This window comes from Succinatimonas hippei YIT 12066, assembly GCF_000188195.1.
In the GTDB taxonomy this organism is placed as follows: domain Bacteria; phylum Pseudomonadota; class Gammaproteobacteria; order Enterobacterales; family Succinivibrionaceae; genus Succinatimonas; species Succinatimonas hippei.
Map to the genome: position 1 here is coordinate 19177 of NZ_GL830951.1, position 23700 is coordinate 42876.

At 40.0% G+C, this 23700-nt stretch carries 25 protein-coding genes and 1 tRNA gene; 14 read left to right on the plus strand and 12 right to left on the minus strand.

The genetic code is table 11. The annotated features are described in order from the left end of the window. Positions 1 to 4 precede the first annotated feature (4 nt). The 4 genes from pstA to HMPREF9444_RS01510 form a co-directional block, all read right to left on the minus strand. Positions 5 to 862: a phosphate ABC transporter permease PstA gene (gene pstA, locus HMPREF9444_RS01495; RefSeq protein ID WP_009142551.1), complete on the minus strand. Its 858-nt coding sequence runs from the start codon at positions 860 to 862 to the stop codon at positions 5 to 7. Next, positions 862 to 1740 carry a phosphate ABC transporter permease subunit PstC gene (gene pstC, locus HMPREF9444_RS01500; RefSeq protein ID WP_009142552.1) on the minus strand — a complete coding sequence of 293 codons (879 nt, stop codon included), beginning with the start codon at positions 1738 to 1740 and terminating at the stop codon, positions 862 to 864. Before pstC ends, pstA begins: the two co-directional genes overlap by 1 nt. Positions 1741 to 1823: 83 nt before the next feature. Next, positions 1824 to 2630 (minus strand): phosphate ABC transporter substrate-binding protein, encoded by an 807-nt coding sequence (locus HMPREF9444_RS01505; protein WP_009142553.1) that lies wholly within the window; start codon positions 2628 to 2630, stop codon positions 1824 to 1826. Between the two features lie 292 nt (positions 2631 to 2922). Beyond that, a tRNA-Arg gene (locus tag HMPREF9444_RS01510) sits at positions 2923 to 2999 on the minus strand. 127 nt (positions 3000 to 3126) lie between these two features. On the opposite strand from HMPREF9444_RS01510, the gene HMPREF9444_RS01515 reads away from it, so the two are divergent. The 3 genes from HMPREF9444_RS01515 (at position 3127) to HMPREF9444_RS01525 (ending at position 5333) form a co-directional block, all read left to right on the plus strand. After that, positions 3127 to 3717, plus strand: a complete 591-nt coding sequence (locus tag HMPREF9444_RS01515; protein ID WP_009142554.1) for an NAD(P)H-dependent oxidoreductase — start codon at positions 3127 to 3129, stop codon at positions 3715 to 3717. Positions 3718 to 3922: 205 nt separating this feature from the next. Continuing rightward, complete coding sequence (locus HMPREF9444_RS01520; RefSeq protein ID WP_040909060.1) at positions 3923 to 4381, plus strand: single-stranded DNA-binding protein; 459 nt, start codon at positions 3923 to 3925, stop codon at positions 4379 to 4381. A gap of 19 nt (positions 4382 to 4400) precedes the next feature. Further along, positions 4401 to 5333, plus strand: coding sequence for an AAA family ATPase (locus HMPREF9444_RS01525; RefSeq protein WP_009142557.1), 933 nt, complete (start codon positions 4401 to 4403; stop codon positions 5331 to 5333). Between the two features lie 172 nt (positions 5334 to 5505). On the opposite strand, the gene feoB is transcribed toward HMPREF9444_RS01525, so the two are convergent. From feoB to HMPREF9444_RS01540, 3 genes are all read right to left on the minus strand, one after another. Further along, entirely contained in the window at positions 5506 to 7602 is a 2097-nt protein-coding gene (feoB, locus tag HMPREF9444_RS01530; protein WP_009142559.1) for a ferrous iron transport protein B, read from the minus strand. 11 nt (positions 7603 to 7613) lie between these two features. Beyond that, complete coding sequence (locus HMPREF9444_RS01535) at positions 7614 to 7835, minus strand: FeoA family protein (protein ID WP_009142560.1); 222 nt, start codon at positions 7833 to 7835, stop codon at positions 7614 to 7616. A gap of 153 nt (positions 7836 to 7988) precedes the next feature. Continuing rightward, positions 7989 to 8771: an MBL fold metallo-hydrolase gene (locus HMPREF9444_RS01540; protein ID WP_009142561.1), complete on the minus strand. Its 783-nt coding sequence runs from the start codon at positions 8769 to 8771 to the stop codon at positions 7989 to 7991. Positions 8772 to 8875: 104 nt separating this feature from the next. Here HMPREF9444_RS01540 and HMPREF9444_RS01545 point away from each other — a divergent pair, with 104 nt between their 5' ends. After that, on the plus strand, positions 8876 to 9295 hold the full coding sequence (locus HMPREF9444_RS01545; protein ID WP_009142562.1) for a MerR family transcriptional regulator: 420 nt from the start codon (positions 8876 to 8878) through the stop codon (positions 9293 to 9295). A gap of 50 nt (positions 9296 to 9345) precedes the next feature. Beyond that, entirely contained in the window at positions 9346 to 9858 is a 513-nt protein-coding gene (locus tag HMPREF9444_RS01550) for a nitroreductase family protein (RefSeq protein ID WP_009142563.1), read from the plus strand. Positions 9859 to 9904: 46 nt separating this feature from the next. On the opposite strand, the gene HMPREF9444_RS01555 is transcribed toward HMPREF9444_RS01550, so the two are convergent. The 3 genes from HMPREF9444_RS01555 to bioB are packed head-to-tail and all read right to left on the minus strand — an operon-like array spanning position 9905 to position 13302. After that, a complete protein-coding gene (locus HMPREF9444_RS01555; RefSeq protein WP_009142564.1) occupies positions 9905 to 11068 on the minus strand; it encodes an anhydro-N-acetylmuramic acid kinase in 1164 nt (387 codons plus the stop codon). Next, positions 11061 to 12356: an adenosylmethionine--8-amino-7-oxononanoate transaminase gene (gene bioA, locus HMPREF9444_RS01560; RefSeq protein ID WP_009142565.1), complete on the minus strand. Its 1296-nt coding sequence runs from the start codon at positions 12354 to 12356 to the stop codon at positions 11061 to 11063. The genes HMPREF9444_RS01555 and bioA overlap by 8 nt, the downstream gene beginning before the upstream one ends. Then, on the minus strand, positions 12346 to 13302 hold the full coding sequence (gene bioB / locus HMPREF9444_RS01565) for a biotin synthase BioB (RefSeq protein ID WP_040909069.1): 957 nt from the start codon (positions 13300 to 13302) through the stop codon (positions 12346 to 12348). The genes bioA and bioB overlap by 11 nt, the downstream gene beginning before the upstream one ends. 56 nt (positions 13303 to 13358) lie before the next feature. Here bioB and HMPREF9444_RS01570 point away from each other — a divergent pair, with 56 nt between their 5' ends. The 6 genes from HMPREF9444_RS01570 (at position 13359) to rpiA (ending at position 18698) form a co-directional block, all read left to right on the plus strand. Further along, positions 13359 to 14537 (plus strand): aminotransferase class I/II-fold pyridoxal phosphate-dependent enzyme, encoded by a 1179-nt coding sequence (locus HMPREF9444_RS01570; protein WP_083801095.1) that lies wholly within the window; start codon positions 13359 to 13361, stop codon positions 14535 to 14537. Next, on the plus strand, positions 14534 to 15178 hold the full coding sequence (locus HMPREF9444_RS01575) for a pimeloyl-ACP methyl esterase BioG family protein (RefSeq protein ID WP_009142568.1): 645 nt from the start codon (positions 14534 to 14536) through the stop codon (positions 15176 to 15178). Before HMPREF9444_RS01570 ends, HMPREF9444_RS01575 begins: the two co-directional genes overlap by 4 nt. Further along, the gene (locus tag HMPREF9444_RS01580; RefSeq protein ID WP_009142569.1) at positions 15175 to 15939 is read left to right on the plus strand and encodes a methyltransferase domain-containing protein; all 765 of its coding nucleotides are present in this window, start codon (positions 15175 to 15177) and stop codon (positions 15937 to 15939) included. The genes HMPREF9444_RS01575 and HMPREF9444_RS01580 overlap by 4 nt, the downstream gene beginning before the upstream one ends. 2 nt (positions 15940 to 15941) lie before the next feature. Continuing rightward, positions 15942 to 16625: a dethiobiotin synthase gene (gene bioD / locus HMPREF9444_RS01585; RefSeq protein ID WP_009142570.1), complete on the plus strand. Its 684-nt coding sequence runs from the start codon at positions 15942 to 15944 to the stop codon at positions 16623 to 16625. A 212-nt stretch (positions 16626 to 16837) separates the two neighbouring features. Next, positions 16838 to 18025, plus strand: coding sequence for a tyrosine--tRNA ligase (gene tyrS / locus HMPREF9444_RS01590; RefSeq protein ID WP_009142571.1), 1188 nt, complete (start codon positions 16838 to 16840; stop codon positions 18023 to 18025). 10 nt (positions 18026 to 18035) lie between these two features. Then, positions 18036 to 18698: a ribose-5-phosphate isomerase RpiA gene (gene rpiA / locus HMPREF9444_RS01595; protein WP_009142572.1), complete on the plus strand. Its 663-nt coding sequence runs from the start codon at positions 18036 to 18038 to the stop codon at positions 18696 to 18698. A 74-nt stretch (positions 18699 to 18772) separates the two neighbouring features. Here rpiA and HMPREF9444_RS01600 read toward each other — a convergent pair whose 3' ends face one another. Further along, positions 18773 to 19216, minus strand: coding sequence for a GNAT family N-acetyltransferase (locus HMPREF9444_RS01600; RefSeq protein WP_009142573.1), 444 nt, complete (start codon positions 19214 to 19216; stop codon positions 18773 to 18775). An 11-nt stretch (positions 19217 to 19227) separates the two neighbouring features. Continuing rightward, positions 19228 to 20115, minus strand: coding sequence for a PHP domain-containing protein (locus HMPREF9444_RS01605; RefSeq protein WP_009142574.1), 888 nt, complete (start codon positions 20113 to 20115; stop codon positions 19228 to 19230). 159 nt (positions 20116 to 20274) lie between these two features. Between HMPREF9444_RS01605 and HMPREF9444_RS01610 the strand changes: the two genes are divergently transcribed. The 3 genes from HMPREF9444_RS01610 (at position 20275) to queC (ending at position 23532) form a co-directional block, all read left to right on the plus strand. After that, positions 20275 to 21429, plus strand: coding sequence for an MFS transporter (locus tag HMPREF9444_RS01610; protein WP_009142575.1), 1155 nt, complete (start codon positions 20275 to 20277; stop codon positions 21427 to 21429). A gap of 188 nt (positions 21430 to 21617) precedes the next feature. Next, positions 21618 to 22742 (plus strand): 5-methyltetrahydropteroyltriglutamate--homocysteine S-methyltransferase, encoded by a 1125-nt coding sequence (locus tag HMPREF9444_RS01615; protein ID WP_009142576.1) that lies wholly within the window; start codon positions 21618 to 21620, stop codon positions 22740 to 22742. Positions 22743 to 22839: 97 nt separating this feature from the next. Next, the gene (gene queC, locus HMPREF9444_RS01620) at positions 22840 to 23532 is read left to right on the plus strand and encodes a 7-cyano-7-deazaguanine synthase QueC (RefSeq protein ID WP_009142577.1); all 693 of its coding nucleotides are present in this window, start codon (positions 22840 to 22842) and stop codon (positions 23530 to 23532) included. Positions 23533 to 23700: the final 168 nt, after the last annotated feature.

The following is a 23700-nucleotide window of genomic DNA, read 5'->3' on the forward strand; positions in this document are numbered from 1 at the left end:
AGTATTAACCTTTACTTTTTTGAAATCTTCTGCCCACGTAAGAGGCTGACATATTGGTAATGAAAGATAGTACCAGGAGGATTGCCGCGATAACGAAAGCTACTTCGAACTCACCTTGCTCTTTTGCATAAACGTACAGAGCAACGGTCAAGGTGGCACCGGAGTGAGTTAAAGCGTCAAAGAAGCCGTTTAACGCATGCGCAAAACCTGCGGTAAAGAGCAAAGCGGCAGATTCGCCGATCATGCGGCCGGTTGCCAAAATACAGCCGGTGACGATACCGTCGATGCAGCAGGGCAGAACCACGGTTCTAATCATATGCCATTTGCCGGCACCGAGTCCGAATGCGCCTTCGCGATATCCTTGCGGAACGGTTTTAAGGCTTTCCTGGACGGTACGGATAATGGTCGGCAGGTTCATAATTACCAAAGTTAAAGCACCTGACAGTAATGAGGTCTTTAGTGAAAAGAATTGGCAGAAAATGAGCATACCGGTAAGACCGTAAATAATAGAAGGGATACCGGCCAAAGATTCGATTGCATACTCAATCATACCGACCAGCTTTTTGGATTTTGCGTACTCGGTAAGATAAATGGCAGCACCGATGCCTAAAGGCAGAACGAATACCAAAGTTGTGATAATGATATAAATGGTATTTAAAATATCCGGCAGCACGCCGATGCTGTCATCAAGATAGCTCGGTTTGGTGGTTAAAATTTTGACGGAAAAATGCGGAATTGACTCGACTGCTATGTAAATAATGAGGAAGAAGGTCAAAGCCACGGTAATGCCGGTGCACAGCAGCATCATAAAATTCATGGTGCCGCAGTAGGCTTTACGTCTTAAAGGAAGATTGTTTTGCATTAATTTTTACCTCTATGTTTTAAGACGAGGTTCAAAGTTGCATTAATGAGCATAATGAAAACGAACAGAACTAATGCAATAGAGAACAATGCGTCGCGCTGCAATCCTGAGGAGTAGGACATTTCACTTGCTACAGCGGTTGTCAGGAAGCGAACGCTTTCAAAGAGTGACGGCATGTTCGGAGCATTACCCGCAACCATCATAACAGCCATTGCTTCACCGATGGCTCGGCCTACGCCCAATACCACGGCGGCAGCGATACCGCTCTTGGCGGCAGGAACCATCACTTTGTAATAGGTTTCAATTTCAGTAGCGCCTAAGGCAAGAGAGCCTAATTCATATTCTTCAGGCACGGCTTGAATTGCGGTAATTGATACTTTAATGATAGAAGGCAAAATCATGATTGCCAACACAAGAATTGACGCAAGTAAGCTTGAACCGTCAGGCAAATTGAAAATAACCTGAATTCCCGGAACCAGAACTAACATACCGATAAAACCGTAGACTACGGAGGGAATTCCGGCTAACAAATCAATTAACGGAGAAACGAACTTGTAAACAGGGCGCGGTGCAAATTTTGCAAGATAAACGGCAGTAAAAAAGCCCAAGGGTAAACCGATAATGATTGCGCCTGCAGTACCGTAAATGGAAGTTAAGATAAACGGCAAAATACCGAATTGCGGATTAGCTGCGGTAGATGCCCATTTGGTTCCGAAGAGGAAATCGACAAGACCGATTTCTTTGATGGCCGGAAGACCTGCGATAACCAAGTAGATGCAGATGACCAGCACGAAGCCGACGTTTATGATGCCGAGAAACAAAAACACCATATGGGCGATTTGTTCGACATTAATGCCGGTACCTTGTTTTTTTAGCATATTTTTGTTCCGAAAAAAGCAGGTCATCGGGGTTTACGACCTGCTTGTGGCACATTTGATATTGGTTTTAAGTATTTTTAAGATTACTTCTTGGCAACAGGAACAACACCGGCCTTGATAAGGATAGGCTTGGCTTCCTCGGAGAAAGCAAAGTCGATAAACTTCTGAGCACCTTCAGAGAGTTGGGCACCTTTCTTGGTAACTAAAACAAACGGTCTTTGAATCTTGTAGGTGCCGTCGGCGATGGTCGGCTCGGTAGCGGCGACGCCTTCAACGGTAACTCCCTTGACCTTGTCGTTCATGGAGGCTAAGGAGATGTATCCGATAGCATTTTCATTCTTGGAAACTACGGTCATAACGTCACCGGTGGAGGTGAGTTCCTGACGGTATTTGCAAGAATCTTTGGTGTTGGTGATGGTTTCAAAGCCGTCGCGGGTACCTGAACCTGCTTCACGTCCGATAAGAACGATCGGGGTATCAGCGCCGCCGACATCTTTCCATGAAGTTACTTCGCCTTTGAAAATCTTGGAAATCTGATCAATTGATAAATCGTTTACTTTGTTTGCAGGGTTAACGACAACGACGATGCCGTCTAAAGCTAAGGTGGTGCCGTCCAAAGTCTTGGCTTCATCAGCTTTTAAAGCACGGCTTGACAAACCGATATCGCAGCGTCCTTCTTGAGCTGCGGTGATGCCTGAACCTGAACCGGTAGGATTGTAGGTGAAGGTTACATCGTCATATTTATTGGAAAAAGCTTCACCCAAAGAGCCGATAACCTTTTCCATTGAGGTTGAACCGTCGGTTGAAACGGTCATTTCGGCAAAAGACGGGGTAGCGACAGCTGCAGTTAAGCACATAGCGGCTAAAACTGAAACGATTTGTTTTTTCATAATACACTCCAATTAGTTTTTCGTTGTCGCTAAGATTAAAGGTGAAGTGTAAAATTCAAAGCAGTTAAATGTTAAATTTAAGTTAAACGGCTTATTTATTTGAAATACAAGAAAATTTTCTATTAAAAATTTAAAAAAAATATTTTTTTTAATCTAAATTTAACAATTCATTTAATAATGTTTAATAAGAAAAATTAAAAAAAATGGCACAAATACGCTTTAACTGCAGTATTTAAATGAAGTTTGCACTTAATGTTAAAAAGGGAAATTTTAAAACTGAGCTTCTGTAAAATGGCGTCTCTGGGCAGATTCGAACTGCCGACCCCTCGCTTAGGAGGCGAGTGCTCTATCCAACTGAGCTACAGAGACAAAATATCGGGCTTCATTATAGCAATTACGGTGCGGCAATCAAGGCAAAAGCTTAAGTCTGTAATTAAAATGTTTACTTGGTATGCATTTGAGACTATAACTAAAAAAGTAAAGAGTCTTTGGAGAAATGAACATGAAAAAGGTTTTGATTTTAGATGCCGGATGCAAGATATTCGGAGAAGGCGGATCGCTTAATCATTTTTTTACGTCGGTAATGAAGGAAGAGCTTGAAAAACTAGGTTTTGCAGTAAGTGTAACTAAAGTTGAAGATCCTTATATCCCGGAAGAAGAGGCTCGTAAAATTGCCGGCAGTGATTTTGTTATTCTGCAGATGCCGGGATGGTGGATGTCCGCTCCGTGGCAGTACAAAAAGTATGAAGATGAAGTTTTCGGCCATGAGTTAATCTGCGGCGGTGACGGAAGATCGCGGCATGATGCGACAAAACTTTACGGTACCGGCGGAAAGTGCGTTAATGCTTACTACATGGTTTCATCTACTTGGAATGCCCCTCTTGAGGCTTTCAACGATCCAAAGCAATTCTTTGAGGGTGCTGGAATTGACGGGGCTTTGATGGGAATTCACAAGCCGTTTCAATTTATCGGTATGAGGAAGCTGCCTTCATTTATTGCCAATGATGTAATCAAAAATCCGCAGATTGAAAAGGATACCGAACGTTTGCGTCTGCATATTAAGGATGTTTTCGGACCTTTGGTCTAATGAAGAAAAAGCAATTTGCATTAAAAATATTTTTTAGCTTTTTTTGCGAAATTTTTAATCAAGGAAAAAATACCCCTAAATTTTTTCTTTGATATATAAGCCGTTTGTAAAGAGGTTGTCTCACTTTTGCAGTGTTTCTTAGCTTTCTTCCTATAAATTTCCTGTAAGGTAAGCGTCATTTAAGTTAATGAAAAAGAGGTGTTAATTGATAGCTTGCAACCAGGTGATTTTGATTGGTGAGATTGTTTCTGAGGAAATAAATTTAAGCTCTCAGTCAAACGGCAGTCAGTATTTAGCTTTTAATTTGCTTACTAAAGAGAACTGGTATAACAGACAGACTGGAACCTATACTGAGCATAAAGAAACGCATCGGATAGTATTACGGGACAACGGAGCCTATAAGATGGCTTCTCGCTATAAGAATGTGCTTAAAACCGGTGAAAAATTGCTTGTTTCAGGACGCTTGCGCTATAAGAGTCGTACTCAAGAAGACGGATCCGTAAATCGTTTTGTGGAAATTGATTGTATAGGAATTGAGAAGCTTTATTCTGAAAATGCCGAATTAAAAAGTCAAACGCGTATTGAAGAGAATAAAGAAAGTTCTTTAGCTAATTTTCGATCCGAGTTTAATTCTTTGGGGATAGATTTTTCGGCACAACGTTAAAGTTAATATCCGATTTATTATGAAACATTGTGATTTACAGCAAGCCTTTACGCCGGCAAAGCTTATTGTCAGTACCGTTAAAACGCCTGCAGCAGCATTGGGATTTATTCCCGCAATTGATTCTTCATATGTTTTCAATGAAGAATTTTTAAATAATGTTCTATTGTTTTTGGATAAACCTTTAAATGACGCTCTTTATATTGCAGGGCCTTCAGGCTGCGGTAAAACTTCGGCGGTTTTACAAATCGCCGCACGTTTAAAGTGGTCGGTTGAACAGGTAACTTTTTCAAATCGCAGTGAAGTTCAGGATCTGCTTGGACATTTTAGCGTGCAGGATAGGAATGTAACTTTTAATTACGGTCCGTTATCAAGAGCTATGCTTAACGGTTCGATTTTACTTTTAAATGAAATTGATCTGGTTAATCCCGGAGATCTGGCTCTTTTAAATGACGTGATAGAGGGCAGGCCTTTGTGCATTTTACAAAACGGAGGCGAGATAGTATTTCCTCATCCGTTTTTTAGGGTAATCGCTACAGCCAATACCAAAGGCTCCGGAGATGAAAGCGGTTTTTATAATGGTACCAGAATATTAAATCAGGCCTTTTTGGATAGATGGCGTTTTATTGAATGCAGCTATCCTGATGAGAAATTTGAAAGAATCCTGCTTAAAAATAAAATACCCGGACTAAACGGCGAGCTTATAAATAAGCTTTTGCAGTTTGCTTTAGAGTTAAGAAGGGTAAGCACGGAAAGAACCGAATCGATCGGATCTTTATCCGCACCTTTTTCGACTCGAGTATTATTAAGGCTTGCCGGTCTTTTAGCTCAAAGTTCAAAGCTGAACATTTATGCTGCGCTTGATTTGGCGTATGCTTCGCGCCTTTCTCAAATAGAACGCGAATACGTCAAACGCTTATGTTTTGATGTTTTCGGGAGTCAGGAAAGGCGCTGAAATTTACATATATGACAGAGGATTATCTATTGATTTTTTTGATTGAGCACTTTTGATTATTGCATGCAGTGCAGTCCGTACATTTCTTTTTGGTCCTTTTTATCATACCGAAGATTGCCGCGCTTGAACACGCGGCAATGATTAAAGCTAAAATCAGATCTACAAAACCCATTTATAAAAACAAAGTTCCTGCCGTGTTGTAAATGATAAAGGTTATAACGTATGCCGTTACCAGCTGGAAGGATGCTGATAAGGCCACGTACGCAAAAGAGCCTGATTCTTTTTTGACGGTAGCCAAAGTTGCGACGCACGGAATATACAAAAGGCAAAACACCATGAGGCAATATGCGTTTAATGAGTTAAAGCCGATTGATTGTAACTGCTCTGCAAAAATCTGCATACCGACATCCGAGTTAGCGTTAACGACGCTAAATAAGATAGCCATAGAAGAAACCACGACTTCTTTGGCGACGATTCCTGCAATAAGCGCCAGTACGATTTGCCAAAAACCGAGTCCTAACGGAGCAAATAACGGACTTAGAGCTTGTCCTACTACAGCGCCGAAGCTGTCTGACATGGACAATGTGAAACCGTTTGACCCAAAGTGCAGTAAAGCCCACACGGCAAGTGTCATGACGAAAATAGTAGTTCCTGCTTTGCTTAAATAGTCTTTTAATTTATCCCATACGTAAATGGATACGGTATGCAGATCAGGAAGCTTATAGGCAGGAAGCTCAATTAAAAGATAATTGGTAAGAGATCCTTTTCTGTCTAAGAACTTTAGGATAAAACACACGATAAGCGCTACGACTATACCGATTAGATAAAGTGAATAAGCGACAATCATCGCGTTTTCATGAAAGAACATTTCTGAAAACAGTACGTAGATGGTAAGCCGCGCATTGCAGCTCATAAAAGGAGTCACGAGCATGACTTTTAATTTGTCATGGCGGTGTTCCAAAGCACGGGTGGCCATAATGGCCGGGACGGAGCATCCGAAACCTAAGATCATCGGGATAAAAGCTCTGCCTGAAAGCCCGAGTTTTTTCATGATACCTTCCATTACGTAAGCAACACGTGCCATGTAGCCTGTATCTTCAAGGAATGCAAGGGCCAGAAAGAGCACGAAAAGATTAGGCAGAAAGGTAATTACCACGCCCACGCCGCCGATAATGCCTTCAACGATAAGAGAAATAAACATAGGTGAGGCGTTAAGCGAACTTAAGTAGTCAGAGGCCTTGGTTGAAATTAAATCAATGGCGATTTCAAAAAATCCCTTAATGAAGTCACCGAAATTGAAAGTCAGAATAAAGACTACGGCCATAATGGCAAGGAATGCCGGAATGCCGAAAAAAGGATGGGTGAATACTTTATCGATTTTTTCGGTAAGCTTATCCTGACGTTCTTTGTTAACTAAAACTTCAGTGATGACATCATCGATAAAATCATATTTTTCATTAATGATGCGGGCTTCGAAATTTTTACCGTCAGGAAAAATGTCTTGGGTATCAATAGGGTATTTGCTGCTGATTTCATGATCGCCTTCCAAGGTTTTTATGGCGTAATAGCGATAATTGATAAGATTTGGATATTTTTCCTGGAGTCGCGGGATGATTTGATCGATTTTATCTTCAATAAAATCCGAGTACACCATCGCAAACTCTTGATGGTGATCGTGTTTGTGTTCAAAAGTTTCTTTATGTTCGTGAATTATAGGATCGGGAGTTTTGGCTCCTTGGTGATGAATGGCGGCATGAAGCAGAATATCAAGACCCATGCGTTTTCTCGCCGATACCGGAATAACCGGAATGCCGAGCATTTCAGGCAGACGGTGGAGGTCTATTTCCATTCCCCTTTTCAACACGATGTCCATCATGTTAAGTGCCATGACTACAGGCTTTCCCAGCTCTAAAAGCTGCAGTGTCAGGTACAAGCTTCTTTCAAGAGCGGAGGCGTCTACAACATTTATTATGACGTCAACCTCGCCTGATAGTATGAAATTGCGCGCTACCGTCTCCTCCATTGTGTATGAGGTAAGTGAATAGGTGCCGGGGAGATCGACAAGTCTTATATTGCGGTTATGGGAATGGATGGCGCCTTCAACTTTTTCGACGGTGACGCCGGGCCAGTTAGCAACTTTTAAATTTGCACCTGTAAAAGCGTTAAAGAGCGTGGTTTTTCCGCAGTTAGGGTTTCCGATAAATCCGATGGTTAAATCGGTTTTATTTTGTGTAGTATGGTGCGGCAGAATTGAGTGCAGTGATTTCATAGTCTTTGCGATTAAATCTTTTCAACTTCAATGTTTTTTGTTATATCTTCACCTAAAGCGTATTGAGAACCGCGCAGTTTTATAATTAAAGTTCCTTTCCCTTTGCGGTTAACTACTTCAAGTTTTGAATGTTCGGTCATGCCTAAAGCTTCAAGACGGTGGGCAAGACTTTCTTCAAGATTTAATTTGCAAATAAGGCAATGCTGCCGCTTTTCCATCTGACTTAAAAGCATACATATTCTCCTAAAATGCTTTAGACAAGATAAAAAAGCATGCATATTGTAACAGGATGTATAAAACAGTGATTTATTTTTGTGTTTAAGAGCGTTATTGAAGTGCAAAGACGGCTAAGTTTTTACTTTAGCCGTAAAGGTTGTGCGAAAAAATTAAAAGGAAAAAGTTTGTCCGTCGTTAGGGATCTTCAGTTTGGTTAATTGGTTTTCCCGGGCAAAGTCCCTTAATAATGATCGAGTTACGGTCGCATGCGACACACCTTCGACATGAGTGGCAATGACTTCAATTTCAGGAAACTTTCGCATCAGCACCAAGACGTCATATTGATTCATGATAAGAGCATGTCCTAAAGGAAACTGAGCTCCGGCTGCATTTACGGCGATAACTTGCGGGCGATATTGGCAGATTGCGTTGCTTACTCCCTGGTAAAAGATCGTATCTCCTGCAAGGTAAAAGGTTTTTTCTCCGTTTGCCTTAAACACTACTCCGCAGGCATCTTTTTCAAGATCTGCTTCTTGATAGAAAAAAGAAGTAACTGCATCAGATGATCCGTGATCGCACGGAGTTTTAATTAAAGTGATGCCGCTGAATGTTATGCCGTTTTCATCAAGGATCCTGACATCTTTAAAGCCGGATTCATTGAGCTTTTCGGCATCTTCTGCCGATTGACTGAATAAAGGCAGATGTTTGGGTAAAAGTTTGGCCGCGGTTTCATCAAAATGATCAAAATGCAAATGAGTGACGATAACGGCATCGACATTCAGTAAATCTTCAATCTGACAAGGTAATTCACAATCGGGATTTCCTTTCCCTGTTGATACTGTATAAGGGATAGCAGGATAGGTTCCTTGCGGAGCCAGCATCGGATCTATAAGAAAACGCTTGTCAGCGTAGGTTATGATGGATGTTGCGCTGCGAATTTGTTGAAAAATCATGAAGCTCTCCTTTTTTATGCTAAGTTGCGGATAAAGTTTTTTCTTGTTATCGTCATTATAAAAGCTATAGTAACTATAGGTTCAAGCGGTTTTGAGGACAGATAATGAAAATCGGAGAGTTGTCGGCAAAAACGGGATGTCCCGTGACCAGAATTCGTTTTTACGAACAAAAAGGCGTGATGTTAAAACCAAAACGCGGAATAGGCGGGCAGCGTGAATATGGGGATGAGGATCTTACACGGCTTGAGTTCATTATGTCCTGCCGCGTTAACGGAATGAAGCTTGAATGTGTTAAGCGTTTTATTGAGTATGTAGATAAAGGCAAAGGAACTTTGTGGCTGTACGATAGAGTTAATGAATATTTAAAAGAGGTGGAAATTAAACGAAGGCAACTTGATTTGGTGGAAGATTTTTTGACTAGAGTAAAAATCAGGCTTCAAAACGAGCTTTCCGATAATTGCAGCAAGGTTCTTAAAGATCGCTTTTTAAAAGAGCTGACAGATAGTTCTAAACAGGAAAAATAAGTTTTGTTTGCATAAGATATAATCAATACAAAAGCGTAAGGAGAATTAAAATGAAAGATTTTTTTGATTTAGCTAAAGAAAGATTTTCCTGTAGATCTTATGATCCGACCCCTTTGACTGATGATGAAATAAATAAGCTTTTATCTGCGGCAAAGCTTGCTCCGACCGCGTGTAATCGTCAGCCGTTTACTTTGCTTGTGGTAAGAGGGGAAAGCCTTAAGAAAATTCAAAATTGTGCATGGCTGTACGGAGCTCCGTTAGCGATTGTGGTATGTACTAACGAGAGTGAAGCGTGGCAAAGAAAATATGACAGGCAGAACTTTGCTGTAGTTGACGGAGCCATAGTGATGACGCATATGCTGTTGCAAGCGGCAGATATGGGGCTTGGATCTTGTTTTATAGGTGCGATTAAAACCGACCTTTTAACTGAAGCTTTAGAGATTAAGGAGCCGCTTAGAGCTCAGTTTATTATGGTTGCAGGACATATGGCATCTGACGTAAAGCCCGATAAGCTGCATTTTGAAAGAAAGGATTTAAAAGATCAGGTCATTTATCTTAATTAGGCGGTTATTTTTCGGGCAACATGCAGTTTGCCCGAAAACACAAGTTTTACTTTAAGCGTGATTTGACGAAATTGCCGTTCGGCGCCGGGCAAAGACAGCCTAAAATTGTCGGATATTTTGCTCCTGTGGAATGGGTAAGATCGATTGGCTTGCCGTTTATGCACATATAAGTAAACCAGGCAAAAGCTTCAGCTTCCATATATGCAGGATGAATGCCGACTTCATCGGAGCGCATTACATTTAAATTCAGATTACGGCAATACTCTTCAAAGCGTTGTTTGATTAAAGGGTTGTAAGCACCGCCGCCGCAGAGAATAAGATCTCCTTCCTTTAAGTTTTTAAAATGCTCTTTGATTTTAATGATTTCAACGATAACGGCTTTTACTGAAAACTCACAAAGGGTGGCAAGCAAATCAGCCCCTGATGCTTCTTGGTTTTTTACAAGATTAAGATATTTTTTAACGGTATTTTCGTTAAAATCTTCACGCCCGCTTGATTTGGGAAAATCTCTTTTTAAATAAGGATGAGTTAAAAGCTCGTAAAGCCAATCTTTCCTGACTCTTCCCGTAGAGGCGATTTTTGCGTCTTTATCATAAGGTTCATTAAACAGTACGCGGCAGCTTAGATCAAGCAAGGTATTGGCAGGGCCGCAGTCAAATCCTGCTAGGACTTTCCCGCCTTTTTCAATTACGGTTAAATTGGATATGCCGCCTAAATTCAAAATGTAGCGATCGCGGTAAGCATGTTTTAACATCATTTGATGAAATGCAGGAGTAAGGGGCGCTCCATCCCCTCCTGCAGCAAGATCTGCCGCTCTAAAATCAACTACGGTATCGATTCCGGTTAAAGCGGCGGTAAGCGGTCCGAGATCCAGCTGTTTTGAAAAGCGTAATTTCGGTCTGTGCCTTACGGTTTGACCGTGAGTACCTATGGCGATGATATCTTCATTTTTAAGTTCAGCTTTGGATAGGAGATGATTAACCAACTCTGCTTGTTTTTTGGCGATAAAGACGCAGGCTTTGCCTTCTTTTTCGATTTCATCACTAGAACTTTGACAAAGCTCATGCAAGGCTTTTGCTTCTGCTTCTGACCATTTACAGCTGTCAACGTCAATAACTTCAGGTTTGCCGTTTTGCATATCGATAAGACAGGCGTCAAGTCCGTCAATACTGGTTCCTGACATCAGTCCGATGTAAAGTTCTTTAGACATAAAGATTTTTATTCTCCGTGACTGCGGCAATAGCACTGCACAGCTTTTCGAGCTCTGTATCGCTGATTATAAACGGCGGCATTAAATATATAAGATCACCCATCGGCCTTATCCATACGTTAAGTTCAATAAAACGCTGCATGATTTCCCGCATTTTGACCACTGTTTTAGTTTGAACTACGCCGATAGCGCCTAGTACTCTTACATCTTTTACTAAGCTTTTTGCTTTGAGCGGAATTAAAAGTTCTTTTAACTTTGTTTCAATATGTTTGACTCGTGCTTGCCACGGAGAATTTAAAAGCAGTTTAAAAGAGGCAATTCCAACCGCACAAGCCAAGGGATTTGCCATGAATGTCGGGCCGTGCATAAATGCATAAGGCGGATTATTTGAAATAGCAGCGGCAATTTTGTCAGATGCAAGTACTGCAGATAAGGTCATATATCCGCCGGTAAGTCCTTTGCCGATGCACATTAAATCGGGAACGACATCGGCATATTCAAGGGCAAAAAGTTTGCCGGTTCGACCGAAGCCGGTGGCGATTTCATCAAAAATAAGCAGAATATCGTATTTTTTGCAAAGTTCATTAAGGCGCTTTAAATAAACCGGATGATAAAAGCGCATGCCGCTTGCTCCTTGTACTATCGGTTCAACGATTACAGCCGCAAGCAGATCCTTTTTACTTTCTATAAGCTTTTTCATCGGCAGAAAATCATTTTCATCCCACGGATCATCAAAGCGGCATTGCGGAACCGGAGCAAAGAAACGTACCGGTAAGGCCGAGCCGAAAATTTTATGCATGCCGGCAATAGGATCGCATACGGACATTGCGTTCCAAGTGTCACCGTGATACCCGCCGGAGATTGTCGCAATTTCGCTTTTACGTAAGTTACCTTTGGCAAATTGATATTGAACTGCCATTTTTAAGGCTGCTTCTACGGCAACCGATCCGCTGTCGGCGTAAAAAATTCTGGTCAATTCGTGAGGTACGTACTTTAAGATCATTTTGCCAAGTTCAATTGCCGGATCGTGAGTAAGTCCTCCGAACATCACGTGGGCCATGGATTGTAATTGTTCGCACAGAGCATCATTTAATTCTTTTACGTTGTAGCCGTGAAGTGCGCACCACCATGATGAAGTTCCGTCAATAAGCTTCGTTCCGTCAGATAAAGTTATGGTACATCCTTTAGCTTCTTTGACTTTAAACGCAGGAAGCGGATTTAATATTGAGGTATAAGGATGGATAAGGTGATCTCTGTCAAAGGGATCAATGAGATTATCAAAGTTCATATCCGGCCTCCGCAAAACGCTTTTTGTCAGTATCGATATCCGAGCCTAAAGTGGTAAGTAAATCGCCTACTATTGCCGAGTTTATGCCTGCGTATAAAGCTTGTCTTAAAGTTTTTTCGCTAAGCCGCGCTCTGCCTCCTGCAAGACGCAAATAGGCATGCGGCAGAATAAAACGGAAAAGAGCGACGGTTTTTAAAATTTCCAAGTCACTTAATAAAGGAATATTTTCAAGCGGAGTGCCGGGGATCGGGTGCAGGATATTAAGCGGAACCGATTGAATTTCAAGATCTCTTAATGTAAGAGCTAGATCAGCTCTGTCTTCCATGCTTTCTCCCATCCCGATAATTCCGCCGGAGCAAACTTCAAGTCCGACTTCTTTTGCTGCTTTGATAACCGCAATTTTTTGGCTGAATTTATGGGTTGAACATAGATTTTTGAAATAATTTTCCGAACTCTCCAAATTGCAGTGATAGCGGGAAAGACCTGATTCTTTTAGTTTTTTCAAATCATTTTTATTAAGAAGACCTAAGGATGCGCATAAAGCAATCTTGCTATTTAGCTTCAGATATGTCAGTAAAAGGTTAATTTCTTTAAGCTCATTTGGAGAAGGCTTACGTCCTGAAGTTACCAAAGAAAACCTTTTAACGCCTTTTTTCTCGCAATGGAGAGCTTCTTTAAGACATTCCTCATTATTAACGAGAGGATAAACGGCAATATTTGTTTTATAGTGTGATGATTGGGCACACCATTTGCAGTCTTCCGTGCAAAGACCTGATTTTGCATTTATTATGGAGCAGGAATCAAATTTTCGGGAAGCAAATTTTAAAGTTATTTTATGGGAAGAGAAAATAAGCTCTTCCACATTATCGTAAGCAATAATGTATGATATGTCTTCACGCGTAATTGCTTTTCCATCAAGGATTTTTTGAGTAATTAAATTAAGCATTACGATTTTCCAAAGCGATAAAAAATTTTTCGCAAACAAAGGTAAAAACAGAAAAAATGACGGATCAAATGATAAGCGCCTTTTTAGCTTCATGTAAAGCAAACGGATCTTTGCGATCGGTTAACCCTCATCGTCAAAACGATATTTATATTGATTATAACGGTGAAAAGCTTATTAATTTATCGTCAAATGATTATTTAAATTTAGGTCATGATTTGACTATACGCCAAGAATTTTTAGCATTCCTTTCAGCCTCAGATGCCCTTTTTTCATCAACTAGCTCAAGACTTTTAACCGGTACTTTTGCCGAGCATTCATTATTTGAAGAAAAAGCAAGCAAGTTATTTCATAAATCCTGTCTTATGTTCAATTCCGGTTTTGATGCCAACAGCGGTATTTTGCAGGTGTTGGGAGGGAAAGAAACGTTGTTTCTTGCCGATAAGCTTATCCATGCTTCGATGATTGACGGTATAAAAGGATCCGGCGCTAAATTCATGCGTTTTGCTCATAACGATATTGAACATCTTGAGACTTTGATTGTTAAGTATCAAGAAAAATTTAAGGAAATTATTATCATAACTGAAGCCGTTTTCAGCATGGACGGAGACTTTGCACCTTTAAATAAGCTTGTTTTACTTAAAGAAAAATATCCTTTAATCAAATTGTATGTGGATGAAGCTCATTCCTTCGGTGTATATGGTAAAAGCGGTTTGGGTTTATGCTGTAAACTCAATATATTAGATAAAGTTGATTATATTTTGTGTACTTTGGGAAAAGCTGCAGGCAGCTGCGGAGCTTTTTTCTTGTGCGACGCGATGACAAAAGAGTATTTGATGAATACGGTACGGCCTTTTATTTTTACGACCTCATTGCCTCCCGTTAATGCGCTGCATGCATCGTTTATGCTCAATAAGCTTAACGAAGCAGAGAAAAGACGGGAATCTCTTGAAAAGGCAGCCGGACAAGTGAGAAGTTGTCTTAAAGATCTGGGGTTTAATGTAATAAGCTCAAGTCAGATAATTCCAATTGTCGTCAATACTAATGAAGCTGCTGTCAAAGGTTCCGAGTTTTTTAAAGAGCACGGTTTTTTCGTTCTTCCCATTCGTCATCCTACCGTACCTGTAGGACAGGCACGATTACGTCTTTCATTAAGTGCCGGTATGGATGAAACGGTTATTGAAAAACTTTGCGCAGTAATAGAAAAATTTAAAGACTTTTTAGAGAAGGACAAATGAAAACAAGACTTTTAAAAGGTACGGCTCAAGATACGCTTAAAGTGGTATTTCTGGGGTTCGGTCAGGATTTAACTCCGTTTTTTTCATTAAAACTAAGCTCAGATACTCTTTTTGTTTATGACTATGAAGATGACAGCGCTGATTTTGGTGTTATTTACAAATATGAAAAATATGATGTGATTGCATGGTCGCTTGGCGTAATGATGGCGGATATTTTTGTAAGCAAGACGGAGAGAAAGCCGCGGAAAATGATTGCAATAAACGGTACTCCATTTGGCGTCAACAGTGAAAAAGGAGTAGATTCTGCACTTTATCAAGCTACTTTGGCTAATTTAAGCGAGGACAATATGATGCGATTTTATCGCAGAATGTGCGGACGCGGACAAGAGTTTATTGCTTTTTCTAAAGTTAAGCCGCTACGTTCTATTGATTCATTTAAAAATGAACTTATTTTTTTAGCCGGTAAGTCGGCATCGCATTGCCCCGGTGAAAACATTTGGGATGAGGCTTTTATCGGACTTAAAGATGCTATTATTGCGCCTTTAAATCAAGAGCGCGGGTGGCGGGATCTTGCTTTAAACGTTGTCAAGCTTGATGTGTCCCACTATAGTGCTCAATTTTTTAAAGAAAAATTGGAATGAATAAAAATTTAATTAAAACCCGTTTTTCTAAGGCGGCTTTGAGTTATGAAAATGCCGCTTTTAAGCAAAAGCTTATGGCAGAGGATTTAATTGGGTTAATTGATCCGAAGTTATGTGCAAATAAGGTTTATGAAATAGGCTGCGGTACCGGATTTTTAAGTGAACTTTTACTTAATAAACTTGATATTAAGACGCTTTATATAAATGACATCAGCTCTTTGATGCTAAATTATTGTGAAGATAAGTTACTACATTTAAAAGAAAATATTCCTGAAATTTTTTTTATTGAAGGTGATGCGACATGTTTGTCTCTTAAGCAGTCATGCGATTTAATCGTAAGCAACGCGGTCTTTCAGTGGTTTGTTGATTTTAAAAAGGCGCTTTTGCATATAAAAACCAATTTAAAGCAGGGCGGAACGTTGTGTTTTTCAACTTTTTTAAGCGGTACCTGTGTTGAACTTGAGTCTTTAGGACTGCCATGCATTAAATATTTAACCGAACAAGAACTTTTAAGCATTTTAGAGGAATGCGGCTTTGAGATAGATATTTTTGAGTTGCAAAAACAAAGTCTAATCTTTGAAAATCCGTATAAACTTTTAAAGTTTTTTAAAGAAACCGGAACTAATTCGCTTATTTCTCACCAATGGACTCCTGGGATCCTGAAAAGATTTATGTGGGAATATGAAGCAAAATTTAAAGTACCAAACGGGGTAAATTTAAGCTGGATCCCGTGTTATGTTAAAGCTCGTTTAAGGAATTAAAAATGAAAGCTGTTTTTGTGACCGGTACCGATACCGATATCGGTAAAACCTATGTAAGCGCATTAATATGCAAGTCATTAGTTAAGCAAAATTTAAATGTCGGATATTACAAAGCGGCAATAAGCGGAGAAGACAACATTAAAAACTCTGATGCAGGTTATGTGAAAGATGTCGCGGGACTTAAACAGAGCTATGAAAGCTTATTGTCATATTTGTATCAGGATCCGTTGTCTCCTCATTTGGCTGCACGCATTGAGCAAAGATTCGTCGATCTTAAAAAGGTAAGTGAAGATTTTCATCAAGTAGCAGCGCTTCATGATTATGTTTTAATGGAAGGATCCGGTGGTATCGTTTGTCCTATTGTCTATGAAAAAGACAAGAAAATTTTGCTTGAGGACATCGTTAAGCTTTTATGTCTGCCTGTTGTCATTGTTGCCGATGCCGGTCTTGGTACTATAAATCAGACGACGCTTTGCTGTCATTATTTAAAATCTAAGAGTATCGCAATTAACGGCATAATCCTTAACAATTTTGATAAAAATAAAACGATGCATCAGGATAATCTAGCGATGATTGAAGATATTAATAAAGTTAAAGTCATTGCAACCGTTGCAAGTCAAGCTGCAGAGCTTTCTATGAGAGTAGGCTCATTGTCTGATGCTTTTTCTTTAATTACTAAATTTTAAAAAATGATATATTGATTTGATAGTTATATATACATGCTATAACAAGAGTTTCGTTAAGGCTTGAAAGCATCTTGTCCGAAATCTTAGGCAAACTTTAATTTTACTGTGTATTAAAAGCGGGGGTTTGCGTAAAAACCTTTGTTTTACTGCAAATGACCGTTAAATCGTTTAGAATAGTCTGCATTTTAAAGAATTATTTTTTAGGAGAGTCAATGGTAGACGTACAAACAGCGCTTGACGAGATTTGCCGCGGCGCAGAAGAAATTATCCCGATTGAAGAGTTAAAGAAGAAACTGGAAAGCGGTCGTAAGTTAATTGTAAAACTCGGAATGGATCCTACCGCTCCTGATATTCATTTAGGCCACACCGTTATTTTAAATAAATTGCGTACCTTTCAGGAGCTCGGCCACCAGGTCGTTTTGATTATCGGTGATTTTACTGCATCGGTAGGAGATCCTTCAGGTAAAAACACCACTCGTCCGCAGCTTTCACGCGAGAAGATTTTAGAAAATGCCAAAACTTATGCCGAACAGGCATTTAAAATTTTGGATAAAGACAAGACCATTATCCGTTATAACAGCGAGTGGCTCGGTAAACTCGGGGCTGAGGGCACAATCCGCCTTGCCTCAAAGCTTACCGTTGCAAGAATGCTTGAGCGCGACGATTTTACCAAGCGTTATCAGAGCGGACAGCCAATTGCCATCCATGAGTTCTTATATCCTTTGTTCCAAGGATATGACAGTGTGTGCTTGAAAGCCGACATTGAGCTTGGCGGTACCGATCAGAAATTCAACCTTTTAATGGGTCGTGAGTTGCAAAAAGACGCCGGTCAGGAGCCGCAATGCGTATTAATGATGCCGCTTTTGGTAGGTCTTGACGGCGTTAAGAAGATGTCAAAGTCTGCCGGCAACTATATCGGTGTTCATGACGCTCCTAATGATATGTTCGGTAAGATCATGTCTTTAAGCGACGATTTGATGTGGACTTATTTCGATTTATTGTCTTTCCGTCCTTTAAAGGAAATTGCCGAGCTTAAAGCTAATTGTGCATCAGGGCAGATGAACCCGCGTGATGCCAAGATGGAACTCGGTCGTGAAATCGTAGCCCGTTATCACGGTAAGGAAGAAGGAGATAAAGCAGTAGAGTCTTTTATCAATCAGTTTGCCAAAGGGGCTGTCCCTGATGAAATGCCGGAGCTTACTTTAGATAATGCTCCTCTTCCTACTTTGCTGAAAAACTCACAACTTTGCGCTTCAACTTCAGAGGCTATGCGCATGATTAAGCAAAATGCGGTTAAAATTGACGGTAAGGTAATTGCTGATAAAGATGAGGCAATTGCTAACGGCACTTATGTTTTCCAAGTCGGCAAACGTCGTTTTGCGCGTATTACTTTAAAGTAAGGAGCATCTCATGACTCAGGATGAGTTAAAGGTAATGGTTGCGGAGGAGGCGCTTAAATATATTCCCAAAGACGGAATATTAGGCGTAGGGTCGGGATCTACCGTAGTCAAATTTATTGAAGCAATCGATCGTTTTAAGATTAAAGTTGATGCGGCGGTAAGCAGTTCCAATAAGACCACCAAGATGCTTCAGGATATCGGTATTCGCGTACTCGATCCTAATGATGTAGAGCCTTATGGCGTGTATATTGACGGCGCCGATGAAGTTAATCCTGCTTTTGACATGATCAAAGGCGGCGGAGCTTGCCTTACGCGTGAGAAGATCTTAGCTTCAATGGCAGAGAAGTTTATTTGTATCGTCGATAAGTCCAAATTGGTGCCGACTTTAGGTAAATTCCCGTTACCGGTTGAAGTTATTCCTATGGGGCGAGAGCAAGTTGCGCGTTCTTTAAGAGCTTTAGGCGGAAATCCTATTTTGCGTCAGGGCTGCATTACTGATAACGGCTGTGAGATCCTTGATGTTCATGACTTCATGATTGAAGATCCGTTAGCGATGGAGGCCAAGATTAACGCAATTCCTGGTGTAGTTACCGTAGGACTTTTTGCCAAGCGCGGTGCCGATATGGTGCTTTACGCCACAGAGGAAGGCGTTTCAGTAAAAGTTCGTCCGTAATAAAAATAAATCAAAGTTAAATAGCCCGTAGAAAATTATTCTTCGGGCTTTTTGCTTTTAATCGGCAAAGATTTTCAGGCTTTTTTTAAGTGTAAAATGGGAAAAGCTTTTCTCTGCGGATCGAATTCGTCTCGTCCTATAATTTCATAGCCTTTATTTAAGTAAAAATTAAGTCCCTGTTGATTTTCTTCATTCACGTCAACACGTCCGATGCCTTTTTTAGTGTAGGCAAACTCAAGAAGTGCACTGCCGTAGCCTTTTCCTTGCTGAGCAGGATGCACAAAAAGCATTTCTACCATATGATCACTTAAACCTAAAAAAGCGGCAATTTTGTTGTATTCATCATGGATAACAAATAGTTTGACGGCTTTAAAGTATTGATTGCAAATTAACGGCTTGAAAAAAGCAATGTCTTTTTCACTTAAGAAAAAGTGAGAGCTGCGTACGGCCTTGTCCCATATTTCGATTAATTCGCTTATAGTTTTGTCATCAAGTAAGGTACACGGTTTTATCTGCATGAAAAGTTACTCTAAAGTAAGGATATAAGCTGTTTTTCCATTTCTTCCGCGGTTAAAGTGCAATGATGCTGACCTAAACGTATCGCCGGTTTTATTTTGCCGTGATAATCACTGCCGCAGGTGGTGAAAAGATGATTTTGTTTTACGATATCAAAAATATACGCAGCTTGTTCTTTGGTATGGTAACTGCTGAAAGCTTCAATTCCGTCTATTCCTGCTTTTATGATATCAGTAAGAAGCTGCATCTTGCCTTTAAGGTTGACGCAGGGATGGGCTAAAACTGCATAGCCGTGAGTTTGATGAATGATATCTATGATATTAGTCATGTCGGGATATGAAGCTTTAACAAAGCAGGATCTTCCTTGTGCAAAAAAATCCCAATAAAAATTGGCAAGCGGATTATCGCTGCGCTCCCCTCCTGATCTGAACGGCTTTAATAAAGGATGATCTTTATAATCCGGGTGATTTAAGACAATTTCAGCAAACATTTCACCGGTCCATGTTTCAGGCCAGAAACTGTGTTTTGAAAGAGCATGAAGATCGTCTTCTTTTATATTAAAGCCAAGCTCGCGGATTTTTTGAAGTCGTGAATACGAGATTGTCTGTCCTTGAGTACGGATATTGTTTTCTATCTCTTTGTAGACTGCATCATTAAAATTAATACCTAAACCTAATACATGAAAATTAGTATTTTTAAAAGTGCAGTCAATTTCTATTCCGGGAATATAGTCAATATTATGTTCTAATGCAGATTTCTTAGCTTCACCTGTTGCGGCTACGGTATTGTGATCGGTTATTGCCATGACGTTGATGCCGCTTTTAACGCATTGCCTGACAAGATCTGTAGGTGAATATTCACCGTCATTGCTGTATAAGCTGTGAATATGTAAATCAAACATAATGGACAAGAGAAAAGAAAAAATAAAAGAATATTGTAACGTTGTTGCAATATTTTATCGCGCAGTCTGTGTGTTTTTTGAAGTCGTGTAACTCTTTTTTACAAAGCGAACTTTACTATTAATGCACGATAAAAATAATAAAATCAAAAGGTAAGAATAATGATAAAGACAAATGATTCTAGCAACAAAGAAGAAAAATCGGTAAAAGAGACTTTATTTACACGTAATTATCTTTTAATGATTTTAACTAACGGTTTTTTGTTCTTCGGTTTCCAATTTTACCCATCAGGTTTGCCTCCGTTTTTAAAGTCTTTGGGAGCAGATGATTTTATTTTGGGCTTGGCTACTGCTTTGATTTCAGTTCCTGCTATTGTTTCACGGCTTATTGCCGGAAATCTTCTTGATCGCTTCGGTCGATTTAAGGTGTTGTCCTGCGGCTTGCTTTTAATGACGATCCTGGCTTATTTTTTAGGTGTATTTCAGACGATTTTTATGATTTTGGTGATAAGAACGCTTCATGGAATTGCCTGGGGTGTTGCTGCGACCGGATCTGTAACGGCTGTAACTGATTTTATTCCCCGTTCACGTCTCGGTGAAGGAATGGGGTATTTTTCGCTGTCCTGTTCACTTGCTATGGCGATAGCGCCGGCTTTGGCTTTAAGTCTGCCGTTTGAATGGATGTTTCGTTTAGGGACATTGTTTTTTGCCGGGGCTTTTATCATTTGTCTTTTGGTTAAATATAAAAAGATTGAGGTTAATCCCCATAAAAAGCGTACGCTTATTGAAAAACGTTCTTTAATGCCGTCTTTTATTGTTCTGTGCTCAAATGCCTCCTATGGCGCGATTGTAACTTTTGTAGCCTTATTCGGACAGGAGCACGGGGTTTCGCATGTGGGATTGTTTTTTGCTTTTTTCGCGGCAGCTTTAATGTTCAGTCGTCCGTATATAGGTAAACTTGCAGACAGAATAGGCTGTAAAGCGGTTATCGGTCCAGGAATAATCGCTTTGTCTTTATCTTTGGTTTTACTGTCGTTCTCTTTTAATACTGTAACTTTTTTAATTTGCGGCGTGTTGTACGGTTTGGCACAAGGTGCTGTGATGGCGGCGACTCAGACTTTGGCTGTTTTACGTGCTCCAAGTGATCGCGTTGGGGCTGCAAATGCTACATATTCAAGTTGTTTTGATTTAGGACTTGGACTTGGCGCGCTGTTGTTTGGATTTGTTGCAGAGTTTACAGGATACGGCATGATGTTTTTGATTTGCGGATTATCGCAGGTAATTCCTTATGTAATTTTAAAGCTCGATAAAAAATAGAGTGGTGTAACTTTGCTTAGTTGGATGTTTTAGCAGTATTTTTTTAAGATTAGGTAACTTTTTAATTAAATATGCACTTATTAAGAGCAAATTTTATAGAAACTTAAAGTTTGTATGGATTTAAATTTGGTCATCGGTAACAATCTTAAAGCTAAAAAAATCAACTATAAATTTTAAGGATAAATATAATGGCACATGTTAATCCTCCTTATCGTGCCGACCATGTCGGATCTTTTTTGCGTTCTTCTAAAATTGTAAATGCGCGTCGTTTTTTCCAAGACAACAAGATCACTAGAGCAGAATTAACTCAAATTGAAGATGAGGAAATAGCTGCTTTGGTTAAGCTTGAAATCGATAACGGCTTAAAAGCCGTTACCGATGGTGAATTTCGTAGGGCTTTCTGGCATTTGGACTTTTTGGCAGCATTAAACGGTATTGAGCATATTAAAGCAAAAGCCTGGTCCGTAGAATTTGCTGAGCGTCAGCCTAAAGCTGAGACGATAAGAATTGTGGGTAAAATCGCTTTTTCAAACGAGCATCCTTTTTTGGAGGCCTTTTCTAAATTAAAGAATATAGCCGGCGAGCACCAAGTTAAATTCACTATTCCATCGCCTTCAATGCTGCATTTGATTTGCTGTGTACGAGAAGCCAACTACGAGCCGATTGAGCTTTATAAAAATAATGAAGAAGCTCTATTTGAGGATATTGCCAATGCCTGGTGCGATGCGGTAAAAGCTTTGTATGAACGCGGCTGCCGTTATTTGCAGCTTGATGATACTTCTTGGGGTGAGCTTTGTTCTCTTGAAAAACGCGAGAACTACGCAAAGCGCGGCATTGATCTTGATAAACTTGCTGAAAATTATGTAGCGGTTATCAATCGCATAATGCAGTCAAAACCAGAGGATATGGTTATTTGCATGCATATTTGCCGCGGTAATTTCCGTTCTACATGGTTCTCTTCAGGCGGGTATGAGCCGATTGCCCCTGTCTTGTTTGGAAAATGTGCTGTGGACGGCTTTTTCCTTGAATATGATACCGATCGGGCCGGTGATTTTTCGCCTTTGCGCTTTATTAAAGATCAAACCGTAGTTTTAGGTTTGGTTTCTTCTAAGTTCGGACAGCTTGAAGATAAGGAAGTTGTTAAAAAGCGCATTATAGAAGCTTCTAAGTTCGTACCGCTTGATAGATTGTGTTTATCTACTCAGTGCGGTTTCTCTTCAACTGAGGAAGGCAATATTTTAAGTCATGAAGAACAATGGGCTAAAATTCGACTTGTCTGCGAAATAGCTAAAGAAGTATGGGCTGATGCATAGCCTTTAGTATTGAGTTTAAGCGTTAAAAGGCCCGACTTTTGCCGGGCCTTGTTATACCTTGTAGTTATATATAAATTTTTAGAAGGGATAGCATTAAATGTTAAAAGCACTGGTTTTAAGCAGCGGCGGCGTAGATTCAACTACATGTCTTGCTTTTGCAGTTGATAAGCTGGGAGCGGAAAACGTAAGTTCCGTGTCTATTTTTTACGGTCAAAAACATAAAAAGGAATTACAGTGTGCCGCACAGCTTGCTGATTACTATAAGGTAAAACATTATGAGCTTGATTTGAGCATGATGTTTAAAAATAGTAATTGTGCTTTACTTGAAAACTCCTCTCAAGACATTGAAGAAGGATCATACAGTACTCAAATAGCCGTCCATGGTAAAGTAAATACCTATGTGCCGTTTAGAAACGGTTTGTTTTTAGCAAGTGTCGCAAGTCTTGCCGGCTCTATTTATCCTGATGATGAGGTAGAGATTTATTTAGGTGCCCACGCTGATGATGCCGCTTTAAACGCTTATGCGGATTGTTCAATGGAATTTATTGAGGCAATGAATAAGGCTATATCATTAGGTACTTATTCAAAAGAGCGAATTGTCGCTCCTTTTGCCGGACAAAATAAGGCAGAAGTCGTTAAAACCGGATTAAAACTTAAAGTTCCGTATGAAATGACGTGGAGTTGTTATGAAGGTAAAGATAAACCCTGCGGAAAATGCGCGACGTGTATAGACCGCAGGAAGGCGTTTGAAGCAAACGGAGCAGTCGATCCTGTAGAGTACAAGGAGTAGAGACTAAAGGATAGTGGCTGATTAGAAATAAAAAAGCTCGTGCTTTAGGAAGTATGAGCTTTATTTTTAAGCGAGAGGGGAAGTAAGTAGGAAAGAAGGTGACGGAAAACTAAAGGTATTAGAGGTAAGGAGATAAAAAAATTTTAAATAATTTTAATGTGAGCAAAA